This is a genomic window from Clostridium thermopalmarium DSM 5974, from assembly GCF_002995795.1.
GTDB classification, from domain to species: Bacteria; Bacillota; Clostridia; order Clostridiales; family Clostridiaceae; genus Clostridium_H; species Clostridium_H thermopalmarium.
In genome coordinates, this window is sequence record NZ_PVXN01000046.1 from 1 (window position 1) to 19,904 (window position 19,904).

22 protein-coding genes, 1 pseudogene and 1 riboswitch are annotated in these 19,904 nt (G+C 34.2%); of the genes and pseudogenes, 3 read left to right on the forward strand and 20 right to left on the reverse strand.

What is annotated here, in order from left to right; all coding sequences use genetic code 11:
* Window positions 1–107: 107 nt before the first annotated feature.
* The 20 genes and pseudogenes from CPAL_RS08625 to CPAL_RS08720 form a co-directional block, all read right to left on the reverse strand.
* Window positions 108–716: an ABC transporter transmembrane domain-containing protein gene (locus tag CPAL_RS08625; protein WP_341458496.1), complete on the reverse strand. Its 609-nt coding sequence runs from the start codon at window positions 714–716 to the stop codon at window positions 108–110.
* A gap of 429 nt (window positions 717–1,145) precedes the next feature.
* Window positions 1,146–1,622, reverse strand: coding sequence for a preQ(1) synthase (gene queF / locus CPAL_RS08630; protein WP_061857579.1), 477 nt, complete (start codon window positions 1,620–1,622; stop codon window positions 1,146–1,148).
* Between the two features lie 13 nt (window positions 1,623–1,635).
* The gene (gene queC / locus CPAL_RS08635; protein ID WP_106024433.1) at window positions 1,636–2,313 is read right to left on the reverse strand and encodes a 7-cyano-7-deazaguanine synthase QueC; all 678 of its coding nucleotides are present in this window, start codon (window positions 2,311–2,313) and stop codon (window positions 1,636–1,638) included.
* An 87-nt stretch (window positions 2,314–2,400) separates the two neighbouring features.
* Window positions 2,401–2,976, reverse strand: coding sequence for a GTP cyclohydrolase I FolE (gene folE / locus CPAL_RS08640; RefSeq protein WP_061857581.1), 576 nt, complete (start codon window positions 2,974–2,976; stop codon window positions 2,401–2,403).
* A gap of 70 nt (window positions 2,977–3,046) precedes the next feature.
* Window positions 3,047–3,715: a putative 7-carboxy-7-deazaguanine synthase QueE gene (gene queE, locus CPAL_RS08645; protein WP_106024434.1), complete on the reverse strand. Its 669-nt coding sequence runs from the start codon at window positions 3,713–3,715 to the stop codon at window positions 3,047–3,049.
* Window positions 3,716–3,756: 41 nt separating this feature from the next.
* Complete coding sequence (gene queD, locus CPAL_RS08650) at window positions 3,757–4,176, reverse strand: 6-carboxytetrahydropterin synthase QueD (RefSeq protein ID WP_106024435.1); 420 nt, start codon at window positions 4,174–4,176, stop codon at window positions 3,757–3,759.
* 860 nt (window positions 4,177–5,036) lie between these two features.
* Window positions 5,037–6,272, reverse strand: a complete 1,236-nt coding sequence (locus CPAL_RS08655) for a KamA family radical SAM protein (RefSeq protein WP_061857584.1) — start codon at window positions 6,270–6,272, stop codon at window positions 5,037–5,039.
* Between the two features lie 345 nt (window positions 6,273–6,617).
* A riboswitch (cyclic di-AMP (ydaO/yuaA leader) is annotated at window positions 6,618–6,769 on the reverse strand.
* A gap of 289 nt (window positions 6,770–7,058) precedes the next feature.
* Window positions 7,059–7,283: a group II intron maturase-specific domain-containing protein gene (locus CPAL_RS14285; protein ID WP_475664621.1), complete on the reverse strand. Its 225-nt coding sequence runs from the start codon at window positions 7,281–7,283 to the stop codon at window positions 7,059–7,061.
* A gap of 87 nt (window positions 7,284–7,370) precedes the next feature.
* Window positions 7,371–7,514: pseudogene (locus CPAL_RS14290) on the reverse strand (group II intron reverse transcriptase/maturase); the annotation flags it as partial.
* A gap of 303 nt (window positions 7,515–7,817) precedes the next feature.
* Entirely contained in the window at window positions 7,818–8,429 is a 612-nt protein-coding gene (locus CPAL_RS08665; RefSeq protein ID WP_061857585.1) for a GNAT family N-acetyltransferase, read from the reverse strand.
* 257 nt (window positions 8,430–8,686) lie between these two features.
* Window positions 8,687–9,286, reverse strand: a complete 600-nt coding sequence (locus CPAL_RS08670) for a TetR/AcrR family transcriptional regulator (protein ID WP_061857586.1) — start codon at window positions 9,284–9,286, stop codon at window positions 8,687–8,689.
* Window positions 9,287–10,382: 1,096 nt separating this feature from the next.
* Complete coding sequence (locus CPAL_RS08680; RefSeq protein WP_061857587.1) at window positions 10,383–10,814, reverse strand: N-acetyltransferase; 432 nt, start codon at window positions 10,812–10,814, stop codon at window positions 10,383–10,385.
* A gap of 124 nt (window positions 10,815–10,938) precedes the next feature.
* The gene (locus tag CPAL_RS08685; RefSeq protein WP_242862601.1) at window positions 10,939–11,163 is read right to left on the reverse strand and encodes a hypothetical protein; all 225 of its coding nucleotides are present in this window, start codon (window positions 11,161–11,163) and stop codon (window positions 10,939–10,941) included.
* A 251-nt stretch (window positions 11,164–11,414) separates the two neighbouring features.
* Window positions 11,415–11,816, reverse strand: coding sequence for an arsenate reductase ArsC (locus CPAL_RS08690; protein WP_061857589.1), 402 nt, complete (start codon window positions 11,814–11,816; stop codon window positions 11,415–11,417).
* 9 nt (window positions 11,817–11,825) lie between these two features.
* Entirely contained in the window at window positions 11,826–12,884 is a 1,059-nt protein-coding gene (gene arsB / locus CPAL_RS08695) for an ACR3 family arsenite efflux transporter (RefSeq protein ID WP_106024436.1), read from the reverse strand.
* A gap of 6 nt (window positions 12,885–12,890) precedes the next feature.
* The gene (locus CPAL_RS08700; RefSeq protein ID WP_242976301.1) at window positions 12,891–13,400 is read right to left on the reverse strand and encodes a DUF2703 domain-containing protein; all 510 of its coding nucleotides are present in this window, start codon (window positions 13,398–13,400) and stop codon (window positions 12,891–12,893) included.
* A 15-nt stretch (window positions 13,401–13,415) separates the two neighbouring features.
* Window positions 13,416–15,188: an arsenical pump-driving ATPase gene (arsA, locus tag CPAL_RS08705; protein WP_106024437.1), complete on the reverse strand. Its 1,773-nt coding sequence runs from the start codon at window positions 15,186–15,188 to the stop codon at window positions 13,416–13,418.
* A 1-nt stretch (window position 15,189) separates the two neighbouring features.
* Window positions 15,190–15,549 (reverse strand): arsenite efflux transporter metallochaperone ArsD, encoded by a 360-nt coding sequence (gene arsD / locus CPAL_RS08710; RefSeq protein WP_061857593.1) that lies wholly within the window; start codon window positions 15,547–15,549, stop codon window positions 15,190–15,192.
* Window positions 15,550–15,562: 13 nt separating this feature from the next.
* A complete protein-coding gene (locus tag CPAL_RS08715; RefSeq protein ID WP_014097256.1) occupies window positions 15,563–15,898 on the reverse strand; it encodes an ArsR/SmtB family transcription factor in 336 nt (111 codons plus the stop codon).
* 170 nt (window positions 15,899–16,068) lie between these two features.
* Complete coding sequence (locus CPAL_RS08720; RefSeq protein ID WP_479723346.1) at window positions 16,069–16,947, reverse strand: recombinase family protein; 879 nt, start codon at window positions 16,945–16,947, stop codon at window positions 16,069–16,071.
* A 90-nt stretch (window positions 16,948–17,037) separates the two neighbouring features.
* Between CPAL_RS08720 and tnpA the strand changes: the two genes are divergently transcribed.
* The 3 genes from tnpA (at window position 17,038) to tnpC (ending at window position 19,422) form a co-directional block, all read left to right on the forward strand.
* Window positions 17,038–17,373, forward strand: a complete 336-nt coding sequence (gene tnpA / locus CPAL_RS08725) for an IS66 family insertion sequence element accessory protein TnpA (protein ID WP_106024438.1) — start codon at window positions 17,038–17,040, stop codon at window positions 17,371–17,373.
* A complete protein-coding gene (gene tnpB, locus CPAL_RS08730) occupies window positions 17,367–17,717 on the forward strand; it encodes an IS66 family insertion sequence element accessory protein TnpB (protein ID WP_106024439.1) in 351 nt (116 codons plus the stop codon). Before tnpA ends, tnpB begins: the two co-directional genes overlap by 7 nt.
* Window positions 17,718–17,808: 91 nt before the next feature.
* Window positions 17,809–19,422, forward strand: a complete 1,614-nt coding sequence (gene tnpC / locus CPAL_RS08735; protein ID WP_106024440.1) for an IS66 family transposase — start codon at window positions 17,809–17,811, stop codon at window positions 19,420–19,422.
* Window positions 19,423–19,904 lie beyond the last annotated feature (482 nt).

The window sequence follows — 19,904 nt, forward strand, 5'->3', positions numbered from 1 at the left end:
CCTGGTACAACAGAAAAAGGCTTCATAGCAGTATCGGTTATATGACTCCTCAACAGCTTGAAGATGCTTTAAGAAAAACTGCATAAAAATTTGAGTTTTTGTGTCTACTATATTGACATAAATCCACTATTCAATGCATCGTATTTCTTAAACACCTTCCTAAACAATGGAAATGTTTTGTATATTACAACGCCCAGTCCGATCGCAAGAATTGGAACAACTACAAGGAAAATCCATGCCATACGTCCACCCATTACAAATGCCATCACAAACGCAAAGATTAACATCAAAGGTGATCGAATAGCAACCCTAATCAGCATCATATATGCATTTTGAACATTGGTAACATCCGTTGTCATACGAGTAATCAACGATGAAGCCGAAAATTTATCGATATTTTCAAAGGAATAATTCTGAATACTATAGAACATGTCCTTCCTTAAATTCTTTGCATATCCACAAGCTGCAGTAGCGCTGGTTGATCCTGCAATTCCGCCAAAAGTCAATGACAAAAATGCCATTATAATTAAAATAATTCCATACTTAATGATTGTGTTTAAATCACATCCACTTTTAATTTCATTAACTAAAGTTGCAGTAATAAATGGAATTATACATTCAATAACTACCTCCATACTAATGAGTATTGGAGTTATAATTGATAGTTTCTTGTACTCACGTATACTTCGTGTCAGTTCTCTAATTATATTAACCACTCCTTTCTCTAAAAAACGAGTATTGTTTATCAGCCGGATTTATATGATAAACATTACTCGTTTTCTGCTTTTGCATTAAGTTTAAATTAAACAAACTTTTCAAAAAATAAACTAACAACCACTATATAGTGGTTGATATAACTATCATTTTATTATATGAAATTTACTCCAAATTGTCAATTGCAATTTTGGTGTGCTGTATCTAAAAAACTAAGTTTTTCATCTATTTTATAAGTTATAGACCATGTACATCATTCATTTTGCAAAAAAAGAGCCATAAATGGCTCTTTAAAAACTATCTGTGAAACCATCTCGACATGAATCTACTTTACACTATTGGTACCTTTCATGGCAGCATATCAATCATTTTTCAAAGTTTCCATGTCTCGTAGAAACATATCAATATCTTTGAGTTATAGAAATACTTATTTACTTATAAAGTTCATGGTTTGCCAAGCGGTTTAAAGCAATTTCTTCCCATCTGGTATCAGCTTTTCCGTGATTACAATAAGGGTGTATTGAAATACCTCCTCTTGGAGTGAATTTACCCTGTACTTCTATGTATTTTGGATCTAATAGTTTAATCAAATCTTTCATAATCACATTTACACAATTCTCATGAAAATCACCGTGATTTCTAAAGCTAAACAGATAAAGTTTTAAAGATTTACTTTCAACCAATTTTTTATTTGGCACATAGGCAATAGTAATAGTAGCAAAATCTGGTTGACCAGTAATTGGGCAAATACATGTAAATTCAGGGCAATTAAATTTTACAAAATAATCATACTCCGGATGTTTGTTATCAAAAGCTTCTAACACATCTGGATTATAATCCAATTCATATTTGGTTTCTTTTTGTCCTAGTAGAGTAATCCCAGCTATCTTTTGATTTTCTTTGTTCATAATTTATTACCTCCTATATAGTCAAATCTTTTATCCCATTCTTTTCAAAAGCTTTAGCTCGATCAATGCATGTTCCACAAACTCCACAAGGTTTCTCTCCACCTTCGTAACAGCTCCATGTCATTTGATAAGGCACCTTAAGCTCTATACCCTTTTTTACAATATCTGCTTTTGTTAAAGAAATAAATGGAGCTTCTATATGTAACTGTTTTCCACTTCCTTCATATATAGCTTCATTCATAGCATTATAGAATGAAGTACTGCAATCTGGATATGCATTGCCAGCTGCATCATCTCTATGAGCTCCGTAATAAATTACATTACAACCTTTTGACAGTGCAATACTTGCAGCGCAAGATAAAAATAAACCATTTCGAAATGGTACGTAAGTTAATACTGGATTTCCACTAGCTTCTTTAAGCTGACTAAAATAATCGCCTTTCGGAATTTCCTGTTTCGAGTGGTCCAGCAGGCAACATTCACTATGTTCAAAAATTTTAGCTACATCCAAACTAATATGTTCCACTTCATAATACTCGGCTATTTTTTTAGAAGCCTCCAACTCTTTTACATGCTTTTGCCCATAGAAAATGGACAGTGCAATTACATTTTCTTTTCCATATTTATAAATTGCCAAAGCAAGACAAGTGGTACTATCCACTCCACCACTAAATAAAACCAGTGCTTTCATATTTCTGTTCACCCTTTCTATTTTTAAGTTTTGTATCCAAAACTTAAAATTTAACTGATTTAAAATCATTTTTAATAACTAGCTAGATTATTTTAAACGCATTCTTAAGCTAGAATCTGTTTTAAAACGTCCACGTAAGGTACTCGTCTGTGTTTTTGCAGCAACCTTGTTAATACCTCTGGCAGTCATACAGCTATGATATCCTTCTATTAAAACAGCAATATCTTCTGAGCCTGTAATTTTTTGCATAATTTCTGCTATATCAGAACCAATTCTTTCTTGCAGCTGTAATCGCTTTGACACCATGTCCACAATTCTGGCAATTTTACTTAAACCTATTACCTTACCATTTGGAACATAAGCTACTGTCACCTTCATGTCATACATAAGGGCTAAATGATGTTCACAATGACTAAACACTTCAATATCCCTTACTATAATTAAATCCTGATTTTCCTCTACAAAGGCCAAATCTTCCTCAAATGTTTTGTTAAACATGTTGGCAATTTCATGGTTGCTGTAATTCATGCCCTCAAATACTTCTTCAAACATACGGGCTACTCGCTTAGGAGTATCCTTTAACCCTTCACGGTTTGGATCATCTCCAAGTGCTATAATAATACCTTTTATATGTTCCTGAATTGCTTCTGTATCTATAGCCATTTCTATCCCCCTTTGCTTTCTTAAATAAACGAAACTTTAAACTGTTTATTGATTGTTCCAATAAATATTTTTACACTTCTCTGCGATTAGGTTCCCATATAATCTTGTGCATTTGTAATTGCATAGCTACATTATTCATTCGATGTTTAATTAAGTAATCAGCAATTTTATCCAATTTTATTCTTCCATAAACAGGGCTAATAAGTACATGGCATTTATTTGCTAAATCATATTCATGAATAACTTCTCTGGCACGATTTAAATCCTCCATATTTCCAACAACAAATTTAACCGTATCTTTTTTGCTAAGTATTTTAAAATTAGAAACTAACATTTTATCTTCCATCAAGCTACTTGGAAGCTTATAATCCATGGTAAAAGAAGGAGGATTTTGTATGTTAGCAAAAGGACTTAAATCTATACTTCCATTGGTTTCAATCTCAACATGTAAACATTGATCTGATGAAAGCAAACATAAAAGCTCTTCTATAGCAGGTACAAGTAATGGTTCTCCACCTGTTAATGTCACATTTTTTATACCAGTCCCTTTAATATACTCATAGATTTGGTGTTCTGTCATAAGGCTATATGCTGCATCTTTCTCATTAGCCCATGTAGTATCACAGAATGAACAAGATAGATTACACCCATGAAATCTGATAAATACTGCAGGTTGTCCTACTAATACACCTTCTCCATTAAGACTTATAAATTTTTCAGCCACTTTATAATGTGTCATTATGTACCTCCATTTTATCTGAACTCACTTATTTTAAGAATTTATTCCTCATAGGCAGCGCAATTATTAGGTGTTTCATAAACCACAGCAGATTTCACTTTATACCCTTTAATTTTCATTCTATTAAAGAAGTATTTTGCCAAGTTCTCAGCCGTTGGTCGAAAATCCAGCACAACTATTTTAAATCCTTCCCCTTTCAAAGCCTTAACTGTTTCAGTTTTTAATGTATTCTTCTCAATAATTAGCATATGATCAAAATAATCTACTTCTTCTTTTAAGTCTTTCTTTAACTGATTAAAATCAACGACCATACCATTTAATTGCTTACTGTCTTGTAGTGTCAAACTCTTAACTTCAATTACAACCCGCCATCTATGTCCATGTATATTACTACACTTTCCTTCATAACCAGCTAAAAAATGTGCTGCATCAAAACTCTGTTCCGTTTTTAAAATATACATATTCTCAACCCTTTCTAAAATAAAGTGTTAATAACTGATTGTTTTTCTCAAATAGATAGCAAAGTAGTGTTTAATATAATTAGGAACATAAACAAATAGAGTCTGGCTTGCCAGACTCTATTTGCAAAAAAAGCCACCAGCAAGTGTAACTATTTCAATGTTTGCACACCTGCCGAATGGTTTTTAGCTATTTTTTCAACAAAACTTTCCGGTTATTTACTACATATTTAAAAACAAAAAATAGGCATAAAACTATGCCTATTTTGCAATCATATATTGCATAAAAGTATAATATCAATATATGTATTCAAAATATAGCCCTAGTTTTGTTTAGAGACAGGATGGTGCAAACGAACTGTCTATATAAAATTTTAATAAATTATACCATTTATTCTTTAGTTATGTCAAGATTGAAAAATTTACAGTATCTACATCTTCTCTATCTCCCAACATATAGCTTACTTCAAAAAGGCACATATAATTACTTCTTCTAGTTCGTAATGAAGGTTATTTCTTATTGTTTGACAATAATATAAAGTTCTTGCTGGATTCTATCTAATATCTTCCCAAAAATCTTATTGTCTTTTTTGGCATCTTGTTATATAGCTATTGAGTTTTATGACTAGAATGAATTTTTTTCTGTTTTTAATTGATGTTAAATCTTGACAATCTGTTTTTCCTATTAAAATGCCCTTTGATATGTTCTCATAAGCACATATCAAAGGGCAAATAAGTCAATTTATTAACTTCTTACATCAATTATCAAACTAAGTATTTTCAACTCCTGCATCCATGAAAACATATCAATACTTATCGCTTTACTGTTAATGCAAGAACTTTCCTCATGTTTTTCTCATTTATTATTTGTTGTCAATCTCAAATGTTTTGCCTTCCCAGTTGCGGAAGACTGCCTTTTCAGCCCCTATATACATCAAGTAATTCGGTAAAATCGGAGTTTTTCCGAGTCCACCTGGTCCATTTACAATATATGTTGGAATCGCCATTCCTGAAGTACGCCCTCTCAACGTTTCCATTATTTCCATACCTTCTTCAATGCTAACCCAAAAATGCGACGTACCTTTAACCTTCTTTGGATGGAAAATATAGTATGGTTTTACCCGAATTTTCAGAAGGCTCTGGTTTAGTTTTCTCACAGTATACGGGTCGTTGTTAACTCCGTTCAACAATACCATTTGATTTCCAAGAGGAATACCTGCGTTAGCCAACCGTTCGCAAGCTTCTTTTGATTCTTTCGTGATTTCGCGCGGACTGTTGAAATGTGTGTTTACATAGATCGGATGGTATTTTTTAAGTATATTTACCAAATTTTCAGTTATGCGCTGAGGAAGAGTAACTGGTGTTCGCGTCCCAAATCTTATAATTTCTACATGATCAATCGCTCTTAGTGAACTCAGTAACTTTTCTATCATACTGTCACTAAGCATAAATGCATCTCCACCGGTGATGAGTACATCACGAATTTCCTTATTTTCCCTCACATAGTCTATCGCAGCTTCAATCTTATTCCAGGACACGTTATTGTCCGTTTCTCCAATCATGCGCCTTCTCTGACAAAAACGGCAATACATTCCACATATGTTTGTCACCTTTATAATCAGTCGGTCTGGATATCTCCTTGTCACGGAATCAACAGGGGTCCAGCCGGCCTCGTCCATTGGATCCAACTCTCCGTCAGGAATTAACTCATCCGGTGACGGTATAGCTTGTTTACGGATAGGACATTTTAAATCGTCCGGGTCAATAAGCGATAGATAATAGGGCGATATTGCATAACGATAAGTCCTACCGACCTCTTCGATGCCAGCTATACTTTTAGGCGATACTCCTATGAGATCTGCAAAATCGTTTATATCGGTAAATCGGTTAGCTAGCTGCCATTTATAGTCGTTCCACTGCTCTTCGGTAGCTCCCAGTCTATCCATTATTTTTCTCTTTTGTGCCTCAATTCGCTCTTCATCTTCAAGACCTGTAAGTATTCTGTCCTTGCATTGTATGTAGTCCGCTATCGAATCCTTCAGCCTACTAAACCTGTCCATATTTGTTTGACATACTGTTTCTGCTGTTAAATTTCCCATTAGTAACACCTCCATTATTTTAAACATAAAAACTGATTAATCATGCCCTTTTAATTTACACTGAATGATTAGTTTGTTAATTAAAAACAGTCGACTATTCCTGTTATAACATACAGATTTCATTCCAAATATACGGAGAGCACATTTTTTACAAACCAGTAAATAATGTATAGTGTACTGCATGGAAGAGCGACCCCGGAAGGCTCGTACCCAACCCAAAGTATTACCAGTGCGTATCTTTAATAATATGCGTGTCCGGCCAATGCTGTTTTTGATAATATATTGCTCCTACTTGTTTAAAAAAGCGGTCTCACTGAATGTGAAGACCGCCTAAAGCCAAAAAATTCCCCTCCGCTTCAAGGCTTCCGAGGTTAGCTGACGGATTCGGACCGAAAGGAAATTAGCCCTACCAGATTTCTCAATGCATGAAAATCTGGATTCACCCCAAAATGATTCCCCCGTATTCTGTCTACACAGAAATTCAGCGCTTACAATATTTTATTTAAACAACAATATTTAATTGTCCTCTGTATTTAATTATAATAACAAACAAATAATAAAGTCAAATATAAATATTAATTAATAGGATGCTTTTCCCAAACAACGGAAATAACAGCATTTCGTAGTTTCAACCTTAACCTAAATTTCATATTCTAAGCTATACTACAAGGATAAAAACAAAATTCCCATCAATCGGTTATACTAACCGAAAGTCTGAGAATCTTTGTTTTTAAGCCGCTTAAGACATATTTATTTGTTTTTGCGTGATAGAGTAGAACAGTGGAGTTACCACCGCATCCTCATCAAACCGTACATGCAGTTTTCCCGCATACGGCTTTCTGATATTCTTCTTCCTTCAGCATTCAGCCGCTGTCTTGCAAATCGTCTACCATAATAATTTCTCATGCCAATAATTTTAGAATTAAGCATCTTCACCATTTCTTCCATGCTCAACAGTAGCTTGCTTGGACTTGCAAACACCTCTTTAATGTTGGCTCTCATTTTCTTCATAGCCTTTTTAGACTGTACTTGCTGTAATATCCAATACCACTTCCAGCTTTTGTTTCTGAAACGCTGAAATCTATTGTTGAAGCCAAGAAAATCAAAGCTATTTTTTCCAAAATACATATCAACAAGCCTTGTTTTCTCCCTATGCAATGTTAATTCCAGCTTTCCTATAATCCGTTTTACAACACTCAGTGCTTCTTCTGCATGAGATAATCGCTTGCACAATATCACAAAATCATCCGCATATCATACCAATTCTCCCAAATGTCCCCGAACCTCTTACTCCAACATACATCAAAATAATTTAGATATATGTTGGATAAGAGAGGCGATATAACTCCCCCCTGTGGTACTCCAAGTGCACTTTCGCTATATTGACCGTTCTCCAGCGCTCCTGCCTTCAGCCAGCCGTTTATCAGCTTCAGCACTCTGCGGTCGGTTATTCTCTGTTTGACCAGGTAGTATTCATAAGTTAAGACCTATCACCTCAGTCTCATACTTGAAATTCATCATCGCAAGTATATAATATATTTAACTTTATCTCACATATTTCAGAGAAACAATATTATTAATCCCAACTTTCTTTGCACGATTTGGGGGAAGAGATTTCCTTTTATATTCCTTAAAGCCCAGTTTTTTATATAGTTTTAGAGCAGGCAGATTGGTGTCAGCTACCGCCTCAATTAAATATTTTTTGTACGAGGTATTTTCTATAATATATCTTATAATTTGTGAAGCAGCACCTTGCCCTCTAAATTCAAGGGCTGTACCTACATATTCAATAGAGCCAGTTTCGGGAGCAGGATTTTTAAATGGACTTTCAAATTCTTTTTTTAAAACAATTCCAGCAATGCTACCTTTAATAATACCTAAATGCTTTCTTAGCTCTTTCTTGTCTAGTCTTACCGCCAAAGCTCTACAATCTGTACAAGCAGCCATTGCTGCAATTTTATTATCTACTACAGCTACATAGAACTGGTCTAAAACAAACATATGAGCAAAAGTCTTGGCGATTATATTTTTATCTTTTGAAAAATATTCAAGCCACTGCGCAAAACCTTCTGCAAATATTTCAGACATTTGTTTCCTTACATCTAACTCTATTTTATCTGCTCTGATAATTGTAAAGTCGTAACCTTTACATTTCATAATTAGATCTCCTTCCTTATGTAGAAAAAACTGTAAAATCGGATATATCTAGTGTATAAAATTTGTATTCATCCATTATTTTATGAGCGGATGTATACTCATAATCATAATCAACAAAATCACTTTCATACCTTACATATAAATAGCCACACTGCTGCCAGCTTTAAGTAAAGTGACAAGTATTTTTCTCCACTCCTTTTTATAATTTCTTTAAATTTCTAATTTTAATGGCGTTATCTAAATGCATATTATTTCTTTCATTCTTCATATAGGAAATTTGTTATAAAGGATTTAGCCGGTAGTTTAAAGACCGGTTGAAAAGCTTCTTGCATAATCGTGATCCCCTGAATCGTTGATAAGAAAAAAATAGCCATTTCAAAAGAATCACCTGAACGGAATTCACCGAGTTCCTGTCCGCGTCGTATTAGATTGGCCAAGGCTTGAAGCATAGTGAAGTCCTCCGCAAGAAGTCTTGCCAACTTTTCATCCTCCCTGCTTGATAATAAGGCCTGAGTTAAAAGCTTCAACAGATTTGTAAAATCCTCATTATTTGCAAGTTCTTCATAAATTTCATCAATGATTCGCTCTAAAATAACTTTAGGCGATTCATCTGCGCAAAGTCTGATGCTGATTTCTTTAAGACCGTTAAAGGCTATTTCTACAAGTTCATAGAACATGTCTTCTTTGGTCCTATAATGCTTATACAAAAGACCAATGCTGATTCCAGCAATATCAGCAATTTCTTGTACATTTGTAGCCGATAAGCCTTTTCTTGCAAATAAATGCAATGCTGCTGTTTGAATTTTTTTTCTTGTCAATTTTCTCATTTCTTCAAATTGCTTTTTTGTACGGGGCATTCTCTTACCTCCATTTATGAGTGAATATATACTCATTATAAAAATTCTCATTTAAACTGTCAAATAGAAAAATCTCTCACTATTCTGAGAGAACATAAAGCTTACTTCTATTTTTATCTAAAAACCTTTAAGTCCTTTGAAATCAACCTATCCATTCCCAATCAACACAACACACTCAACATGGGTTGTTGCAGAGTAATGATATAACTATGCAGAAATAGGGGGGTTTGCGTATTAGTCCCCCCTTAGCTAAAAAGTAGGAAAGGTTATATTGTTCTACATATTTAAATCTAAAAAATCCGCATAATATTCATGCTTAAGAAGTTTAGTATATAAACGATCAATAATCATGCCTAAGAGACTAGGTAATTTAAGTTGATTGAATATTTTTCCTAACATCAGACCTAACAAAAAAATAAGTGCTAAACTTATAAGCATAAAATCCTCCTTATTTTTACAGAAATAAAAAAGCTGATAATTTCTGCGTATATTTTCGCAGAAGTCATCAGCATAATTGCGGTTTAAGGATTAATGATTATCTGGTGTTTTTTCAGCAACAATATTCCAATTAACCCCAAACTTATCCGTCAGTGCTGCATGAAAAGTACTATAGAATGCTATATGACGGTGATAGTAATCCCGTTCCCTTGTTACTCCCATGGCATTAACTACGGATTCCGATGACCTTTCGTTTTTTTCGTCTTCCTTAAGCTAAGCTTATTGACTGGATTAGCAAAACCATCTCGGCTATGCCTTACCATACACGCCGCCGTGATAGCAATAATAGGCATTTGCTTTGAGCGACAGGAGCTTCTTCATTGAGCTCTCAGTCTGCTTTAAATCCAGCGTGAACTGCGGGTTTGCAATCACAGGCCGACCTTCCTCCAAAACCATGGCATCCCCGGTAATAACATTTCGAGTGCAGGAAGAGGTGTGTTTTTAGTTTATCTTAATTTCAATTATTTTATATTCAAATTCTCTTTAAGTAATTCTGAATATGTAAAGAGGACAGGTCTTTTGACATGCCTATTTTTCTTACTTTTCTATTTATCTCTAATAATACCAGGTCCACACCATTTTTATTTTTGTCAGTTACTTAACATTCACGTTTGGTCCACTTCATTACAAATTCTATTTCACCAGTATTTACATCAATCTGTTCTTTTAAAATCACAAAATCTTCTCTCTCATAAAATTTAACTGCCCGAACGTTTTTTTTGTATACTTGAAGCAATAGCTTAGAATTGCTCTTTTTGACATAATTAAGCAATTCTTTACCTATGCCTTTGGACTGATTGCTTTCTTCAACAAATATTCCGGCAATATAATTACCCATTAAGCCGATAAAGCCCTGTATTTGTTTCTTTTCTTCATATACAAAGATTGTGGCATTAGGTAGCATTGCTTGAACTAAATCATAATTATCTTGCCAATAACTTTTATCAATAAAATCGTGTGCTTTAATATTTGATTCAAGCCATATTCGCATTATTGATTTTAATTCCGTAATTTCAAAATTTCTAATCATTTTAGCACCTAAACCTTGTTTGAAAAATATCGGCAGTTAAGGTCACCGATATATTCAAATTATTTTTGAAATATAATCAAATTCTACTATAAAACATACTAAATGTCCAATTTCTATCTTTAAATTAACCTGCTAATAATCTTGATTTACCACAATCAAAATCAATTTCCTCAATTTCTAAGTTTTTGATGTTATGATAAGCTGGTGGAGCTATTTTGTCCTTCGCGGGAAGGTTAAGCCAGAACTGCACGCCCAAAAGTCTGTCGGCCGCCGGAAGTTTTTCTTCTAACTTGTTCACTAATTTTTCATTCCATATAGCTAGCCTTCTTATTTTAAACTTACAGAACATATGTTGCTCTTTTTTAGCAGCAAAATACGTCTTTTTAAGTATATTAAAAGTCAAATAGGTTTTCGAACCTTACTTTTTAGAAATCAGGCATACCGCCTCAACATGCAACGAGCGGGGTGGATTGATGTCTTTTACATTGTCGGTAGTCGGAAACAAGTCAAAGGCACTTTTTGCACTATCGGTAGGCGGGAACATATCGACATATATAATTATAACGCCAACTACTAGATTTGTAATTGGCGTTATAATTATTATGACTTTAGTTTTGCTTTTAACTCTTTTATTTTTGTTTCTATAGTTGATATTACTTTTTTAAATTCCTCATCACTCTTACCTGTAGGATCATCCAACCCCCAATCTTCCCTGTGTTTACATGGAAGGTAAGGGCATTCCACATTACACCCCATTGTAATAACAATATCTACTGGAGGTATTTCATCAAGCAACTTTGAATGTTGAATTTTCTCCATATCTATATCATAAAGCTCTTTCATTAGACGCACAGCATCCTGGTTAATTTGAGGTTTTGTTTCTGTGCCAGCAGAGTAGCTTTCAAATATATCTCCTGCAAAGTGCTTACCAAGTGCCTCGGCTATTTGGCTTCGACATGAATTATGAACACATATAAATGCAACCTTTAGTTTATTACTCATTGGCCATACCTACTTTCTTGATTTTTCTGGAAACCAGTGTCTTGTATTATTCGCTATCTTTACTAATATCAACATAACAGGCACTTCTGTTAGAACTCCTACAATGGTAGCAAGTGCAGCTGGGCTTTGAGTTCCAAACAATGCAATCGCAACGGCAACTGCCAGTTCAAAAAAGTTAGAGGCGCCAATCATGCCAGCAGGCGCTGCTATCTCATGAGGAAGTTTTATAGCCTTGCTTGCTAGATATGCAATGAAAAAGATTAGGAAAGTCTGAATAATTAATGGTATAGCAATTAAAACAATATGCAGTGGATTATTCAGAATTACATCGCCCTGGAATGAAAAGATTATTATTAATGTTAGCAATAGACCTATGGTGGTGACATTCCCAAACTTCGGTATAAAACTCTTTTCAAAGTAATCGAGTCCTCGCCTTTTTGTGATGTAATTACGGGTAATTATGCCACCAGCTAGCGGGATAACAACAAACAATACTACAGATAAAATAAGAGTGTCCCAGGGTATGGTTACGCCGCCCACACCTAGAAGAAACGCAACTATAGGCGTGAAAGCTATGAGAATTATAAGATCATTTGTTGCCACTTGCACGACGGTATAAGCTGCGTTGCCTTTGGTCAAATAACTCCATACAAATACCATCGCTGTACACGGTGCTGCTCCAAGAAGTATTGCTCCCGCAAGATAGTCTTGTGCCAATTCTGCCGGAATTAGAGATTTAAAAATTACAAAGAAAAACAGCCATGCAATGCCGAACATAGTAAATGGCTTTATCAACCAGTTGGTTATCCATGTAACAAAAAGTCCCTTGGGATTTTTGCCTACATTTCTAATACTTTGAAAATCTACTTTTAGCATCATTGGATATATCATAAGCCAGATTAAAATCGCCATTGGTATTGATACATTTGCATATTCAAAACGTCCTAAAAACGCTGGTATTCCAGGTAAAAACTTTCCAATCAATACCCCTGCAAACATACATAAAATAACCCATACAGTTAAGTACTTTTCAAAAAATCCAATTCCACTATTTTGTTCCTTACTCATGTTAAATCAATACTCCTTTCTTTCCAAGCTATCAAAAAATGTAATTAAGTTTTGTGGGATTTCATATTTCTCATTTGTCAAGGGGATTGAACTATGGCCATCATAAACTTCTTTCAAAATTGCGTTAATAATCATGGATTTTGGTGGTTCCGTATACTCTATACCATCCTGCACCCAAACTCTGCAATCCACAGAGTCGCCACATAGATCTCCACATTCCTTGCAGGAAGATTCCTTAACCTCAAGAGCAATATCCCTGCCATTTACACGAATGGTTGGAGAACTTAAAAAATGGTGTTCAATGGCTAACTCCCTTGAATTTATATTAATCTTATTCAATACTATATCAAACCCTGCCGCTCTTAATACCGTTGATACTTCATTAACTGCATCCTCAAGATTAGTTTCAGTTCCTTGACACCTCTTACATACACTCAGATCAAGATAAAGAAAATCTATTATAATCTGCCTTTTTTTTTCTGTTCTTGTCCGCAGCAGCCACTGCCACAAGAGCAACAGCCAGCATCACTTTTATTCATCACTTTTACTACCTCCAGAAAAGTTCACTATATTTTCAATTGATGCATCCTGAAACCAGGGGATTGCAACAAAGTTATCAGAACTTATTTGCTTAACTTTTTCCAGCCATTGCTTTTCAGCATCAGCGCGAGCTATTAACATACTATTTTTAGTATTCGTCAATGAAAGGCACTGATTAACCACCCACCATTTGTTATTAATTCCCGCTCTATTCAGGTCATCACCCAGTCTCTGAGCTTCAAATACCGGTGTTGCTTCAGGCAATGTTACAATTATAACCTCTGTCTGTTTCTCATCCCGAAGTCTTGGAAGTAATCTTTGAACAGATATTGGCGTTTCACCTTTTGTTCTCTGAACCTCTTTATGATAACTCTGTGTAGAATCAAGCAACAGAAGCGTGTGACCCGTTGGTGCAGTATCAATTATTACAACTTCGTTTTCAGCCTTGTCAACAATCTCAGCAAATGCTCTAAATACTGCAATCTCCTGTGTGCATGGAGAGCGTAAATCCTCTTCAACATAAGCAACATCATCTTCGCTCATTGTTTCACGAGCCTTACTTAATACCTCATTTTGATATCGCAATAGTTCCTGCTTTTCATCTATTTTACTTAGCTTAATATTTTCAGTATCTTCAACCACATATTTGAGATGATTAGCTGGGTCTGTAGATGTTAAATGTACCTTAACACCCTTTCTAGCAAGAGCCACAGCAATGGTTGCAGCAATAGTTGTTTTTCCAACACCGCCTTTGCCCATTGTAAATATCACTTTTTTACCTGCCCTATAAATATCTTCAATCAGAACATCTAGGTGTCTTAAATTTAAGGATTTGCTATAAATACTATTTTTTGTGTATTCGTCACTATATAAAAATGTTCTAATATTATCAATACCTACAACGTTATAGGAACGAAGTGGTATAGTGAAAATCTTAAACTTTTTTAAACCCTGTGGCATATTTTCCAAAGCCTTTTGCTGCTTATCTAACATTTTAATCGAAACATCGTCAGTTGCTTCACTCAGTATACCATTGATAATTAAAACCTGATTGTTTATCCCTAGCTCACTAAGCTCATGGCTTGAACGTTCAGCTTCAATCAAAGGAGTTTCCTCCGGCCTTGATACCAATATCAAAGTTGTTTTATCTTTATCTGCAAGGTTTTCAACCGCATTCTTATACATATCCTTTTTATCTTGAAGTCCAGCGAGCTGACCTAAACATGACGCCCCATGTGTACTTTCACTGATAAAATTACTCCAGGCTGATGGTAATTGCAGCATACGAAGTGTGTGCCCTGTCGGAGCAGTATCAAAAATAATATAATCGTATTTATTCTCTGTGGATTTATCAGTGATGAAGTTCGAAAACTGGTCAAAAGCGGCAATTTCAACTGTACATGAACCTGAGAGTTGTTCCTCCATATTTACAATTACACTATCCGGCAACTTCCCCCTATATGGAGCAATAACCGATTCCCTATACTCTCTGGCAGCTTCCTCTGGGTCAAGATTCGCCACAACTAAACCCGGCACTCCATCAATCGGCACACCTTTGCCATCAAGCTCAGTATTAAAAACATCCTGTAAATTGGATGCAGGATCAGTGCTTATAAGGAGAACACTTTTTCCATTATCAGCTAAATTTACTGCCACAGCACAAGCGGTTGAAGTTTTACCTACACCACCCTTTCCTGTGAAAAACATATACTTAGTCAGATTTATCCCATCTAAACTAAATGGCTCATAATTATTCTTTAACATCTTAACAGCACCCCTTTGGTCCGCAGCAGCCACTCTTCTTTTGAGGTTTTGTGCTTATTTCCACCCCTAACCATTCTGAAAACTCTTCGTTTGTTGGGTAGCTTTTGGTTTTTACAATTTCACCATCTAAAAGTGTTACAGGAAGAATATCTGCTCCTTCCTTTTGTAGAATTTCACTTATAACTTTATTGGAGATAAAATCCTGGGGTTCACTAGACAAACCATGCCTTTTTATAATAATCCCTTTTTCTTTAAGCGAATTAATTACAGTTGCTACTCTTAACAGCTCCGGATCAATAGATGGACCACAAACTCCTGTTGAGCAACACATTGCTGGGTCAAAAATCTCAATATTTTTCATTACTAAATCCTCCTTAACAACATTGATTATCAGATTTTTTATTTTTGCTCTTTTTACAAATACAATCTTCTTTGTCATTTGTTATGCATGTAAAGAAAGCTATTACCTCATCCGTTTTTTTCTTGTTTAATGTATATCTCATCCATGCCCCATCACGTACTGCATTTACAAGACCACTTTCAGATAATATCTTCATATGATAACTAAGAGTGGATTGAGAAATACTGAATTCTTCTAATATATCGCATGCGCACATTTCTCCACACGATAGCATATCAATAATCTTTAATCGTGTTTCATCTGACATAGCCTTAATTGCAGGAACATAATCTGCATATGAATGCTTCATAAAATTACCTCCTTTATATTTATATGTATCAATGATATCGAATGTTCTCGATATGACAATAATATCAAGCATATCGATAGTTGTCAATATGATTTTGTAATTGTAATAAGTTAATTACAAAAACCGCCGACCAAGATGCCACAGCCCCTTAATCGGCGGTCAAACCCATTTTATATTTCTATGTCAATTTCAACACCAGATTTAAATTCAATAGTAAGTTTATCATCATAGACCGTTATTTTCTCTATAAGCTTTTTTACTAGTTGCTCATCATACTCCTCAAGGAGGGTGGGTTGTTCATTTAGGAAATCAACCATTTCTTCTAGTCTTTGCTTAGAACCCTTTTTTCCGGCTTCTTCTGCTAAAACTTTATGCCTTTCATCCCTAAGCCTATAGATTTCATCGGCTATATCATTATAATCTTCTTTAGAATTGGCCAATCGCAAAAGATCTTTTTGTAATTCTTCGAGCCTTTTATCTATTTCATACACTAAATTATTGTCCGTTTCACTTATCACAGTTTCTATATTTTCCTTTAAGGTAATCAAAAAGTCATCTTTTTGCCCAAATAGCTTATTAATTGCATCCACCGTAGCTAAGCCTATCATGTCCTCTTGTACAGTTCGAGAATGACAAGCTAACCCTGTATTCTCAAGCCTACTGACACATCTCCAAACAATCGATTTTTTGCCTCTGTTATTCCAATGAACTCTACGGTATATTTCACCACACTCTCCACAGAAAATAATTTGTGAAAATACATGATTTGCACTAAAGTTTCTTTTCTTTCCACTAGTACTTATATGTCCTTTACTTCTACGAACTAACTCTTCTTGAACCTGCATGAAAATTTCACGCGGGATAATAGCTTCATGACTATTCTCAACATAATATTGAGGTACGATACCGTTATTTACAACCCTCTTTTTTGTAAGAAAATCTACTGTGTAAGTTTTTTGGAGCAATGCATCACCAATATATTTTTCATTGCTTAATATCTTCCTTATGGTACTGGTATGCCACCTTTTTTTGCCCGCTCCTGTAAGTATGCCAGTAAGCGTAAAAAATTAAGTACCTAGATAGCATATCCTCCCAATTGATAAAATTAAGAAAAAGATTATTAATGGGAGGATATAATTATGTCTAGAAAATTAGATAATGCAACCTGGGAAGAATATATTAATAAATTTGATGCATGTAAGGGGACAATAACTGTTAAAGATTTTTGTATAGAAAATAAACTTACTAAAAGTCAATTTTATTATCATAAAAAAAGATTAGAGAAATCAGAAGTTGAGAATAACACACCTGTTTTTCATGCTATCTCTTTAGATAGTAAAGAAAAGACTATCAAAGAAAATACATTTGCTTTGAATGAAGTAAAAATTACAATAGGTAATGCTATAATAACTATACCTGTTAGTGAAGCTATTCTAATATCATCAATAGTAAAGGAGTTAGCTGCAAAATGTTAAATATAGATAAAGTAGAAACAGTTTATCTTGCCTGCGGCTACACGGATTTAAGGAAAAGTATTGATGGGTTAGTTATGATAGTTCAAAATCAATTCAAGCTAAATCCTTTTGAAAAAGCGTTATTTGTTTTTTGTAATAGACAAATGGACAAATTAAAAATTCTTCACTTTGACGAAGGTTTTTGGCTATATTATCACCGTTTAGAAGCGAATCGCTTCAAATGGCCTGCTACCACAGAAGAAGAATTGAAAGTAAATATAGAAGAATTACGGTGGCTTCTAAAGGGCTACGAAGTAAGAACAAAATCTAAGTTTAAACCTATAAAACAAAGTAATTATTTTTAAAAGTTTATCACTCCAAAACCGTTGAAAAACCTTTATTTTCAACGGTTTTTGTGATATAATAAATATATAAAATAAATCTAAAGAGGTAATCATGAATCACGAAATTTTAACTAATGAACTTGATGAAAATACAAAATTATTAATTGAAAAAATGGAAAAAGAATTAAACTCAAAAGATGAGGAAATAAGAAAGCTTAAAAACGAATTAAATTTCTTAAAAACTGTTATAACAAATAAAAATAGAAAGATATTTGGAGTATCTAGTGAAAAGGCAGATGCTAATCAACTATCTTTTTTTAACGAGGCCGAAAAATATAGTGATTCAAAGGTGGAAGAACCTGCTTTAGAGGAAATTACATATAAAAGATCTAAGAAAAATACATATACAGGAAAGAAAGATAATCTAGCAAACTTAGAAAGAGTTGTTATTGAACATAAATTAGAAGGTGCTGACCTTAACTGTAAAGAATGCGGAGAGCAATTAGTTGAAATAGGTGTAAAATCAAAAAAAGAGATAATTAAATATATTCCAGCTAAACTTATAGTTGAAGAACACGTGATTTACAGCTACGCTTGTAAATCCTGCGAAAAAGAAATCAGTGAAAGTAATATAATTTCAGCAGAAGCTCCACAAACTATTTTTTATAATAGTATGGCTTCTAATGAGTTAATTGCTCATACTCTTATACTTAAATATCAACATGCTATGCCTCTTTATAGACAAGAAAGCTATTTTGATATGATGGGTGCTACTCTTTCAAGACAAACTCTATGTAACTGGACTATGTCAGCAGCGGAAGCTTTAAAACCAATATATAACCACATGAAAAAAGAATTACTAAGCAGAAATTATATTCATGCCGATGAAACTACTCTAAGAGTAATTAATGACAATGGAAAAGATTCTAAATCTCAAAAATATATGTGGTTATATATGAGCGATACTAATTCAAAGCCGGTAATTTTATATGATTATCAAAGTACCAGATCCAGCTCTTGTCCTAAGAATTTCCTAGGAGATTTCAAAGGTTTTCTCCAAACGGATGGTTATAGTGGTTATAACTCCGTTACAAAGGCTACAAGGGTGTATTGCTTAGCTCACATAAGAAGATACTTCCATAATATAATTGTAGACTTAGATGAAGAAGCCCTAAAAAATTCTAGAGCAATAATAGGGTTTAATTATTGTGAGCAAATTTACAAACTTGAAAAAGAGCTTAGAGAATCCTTTTCAAGTAAGGACGATTATTATGATATTAGATTTAAAATAAGAGCTGAAAAATTAGCTCCAATTATAGATAACTTTATTGATTATGTTGAAAGAGAAATAAAAGATGCTCTTCCAAGAAGTCCGCTTGGTAAAGCACTTGATTATGCTAAAAAACATTTACCAGGATTAAAAAATGTACTACTAGATGGTTCTTTAGAAGTAGATAATAATGCAGCGGAAAGAGCTATTAAACCTTTCGTTATAGGTCGTAAAAATTTCCTTTTTGCAAACACTGCTAAAGGTGCAACTGCAAGTGGCAATATTTATAGCATTGTTGAAACTGCCAAGGCTAATAAATTAGTTGTAGAAAGGTATTTGGTTTATTTATTTGATAATCTATCAAAGATAGATGTATCCGATAGCGAAAGCTTAGATAATCTTATGCCTTGGTCTAATAAGATCCCTGAAAACATGAAAATTAAAGATAGGAAATAAATTAATCCTAGTAAAGCTTAATAAATTGCCTTACTTAGGATATTTTAATGCTATTTTTGAAGTTATTAAAGGTACTAAAAATTTGACGCTTACGACCCGACTCTCATCCACAGCAAAATTTTGGAGAAAATACTCAGTAAGCTCAATGGCTTGTCTTGCAGATTTATCCCCCCAGTCGGTAAGTTGGGCCGACACCACAATTATGTCCTCGTCCAATTCTGTCCAGGCACGAAATCCATTCCGATTCAGATTACTCCCGGAGGATTCCTCGCCAAACCACATCATGTTATAGCCGGGCATAACCACCATTAATGGGTATTTCTTGATGTTGTCATACCCCTCTGGAAGATAGTAGCTCATAAGCCCCTAAATTGATTTGGACAATTGCCTATACATTTATTATAATGTAGAAAGTGATTGGAGGTAAGCCATGAGAGGAAGAACTTATACAAAAGAATTGAAGGAAGAAATATTAAGAGAAG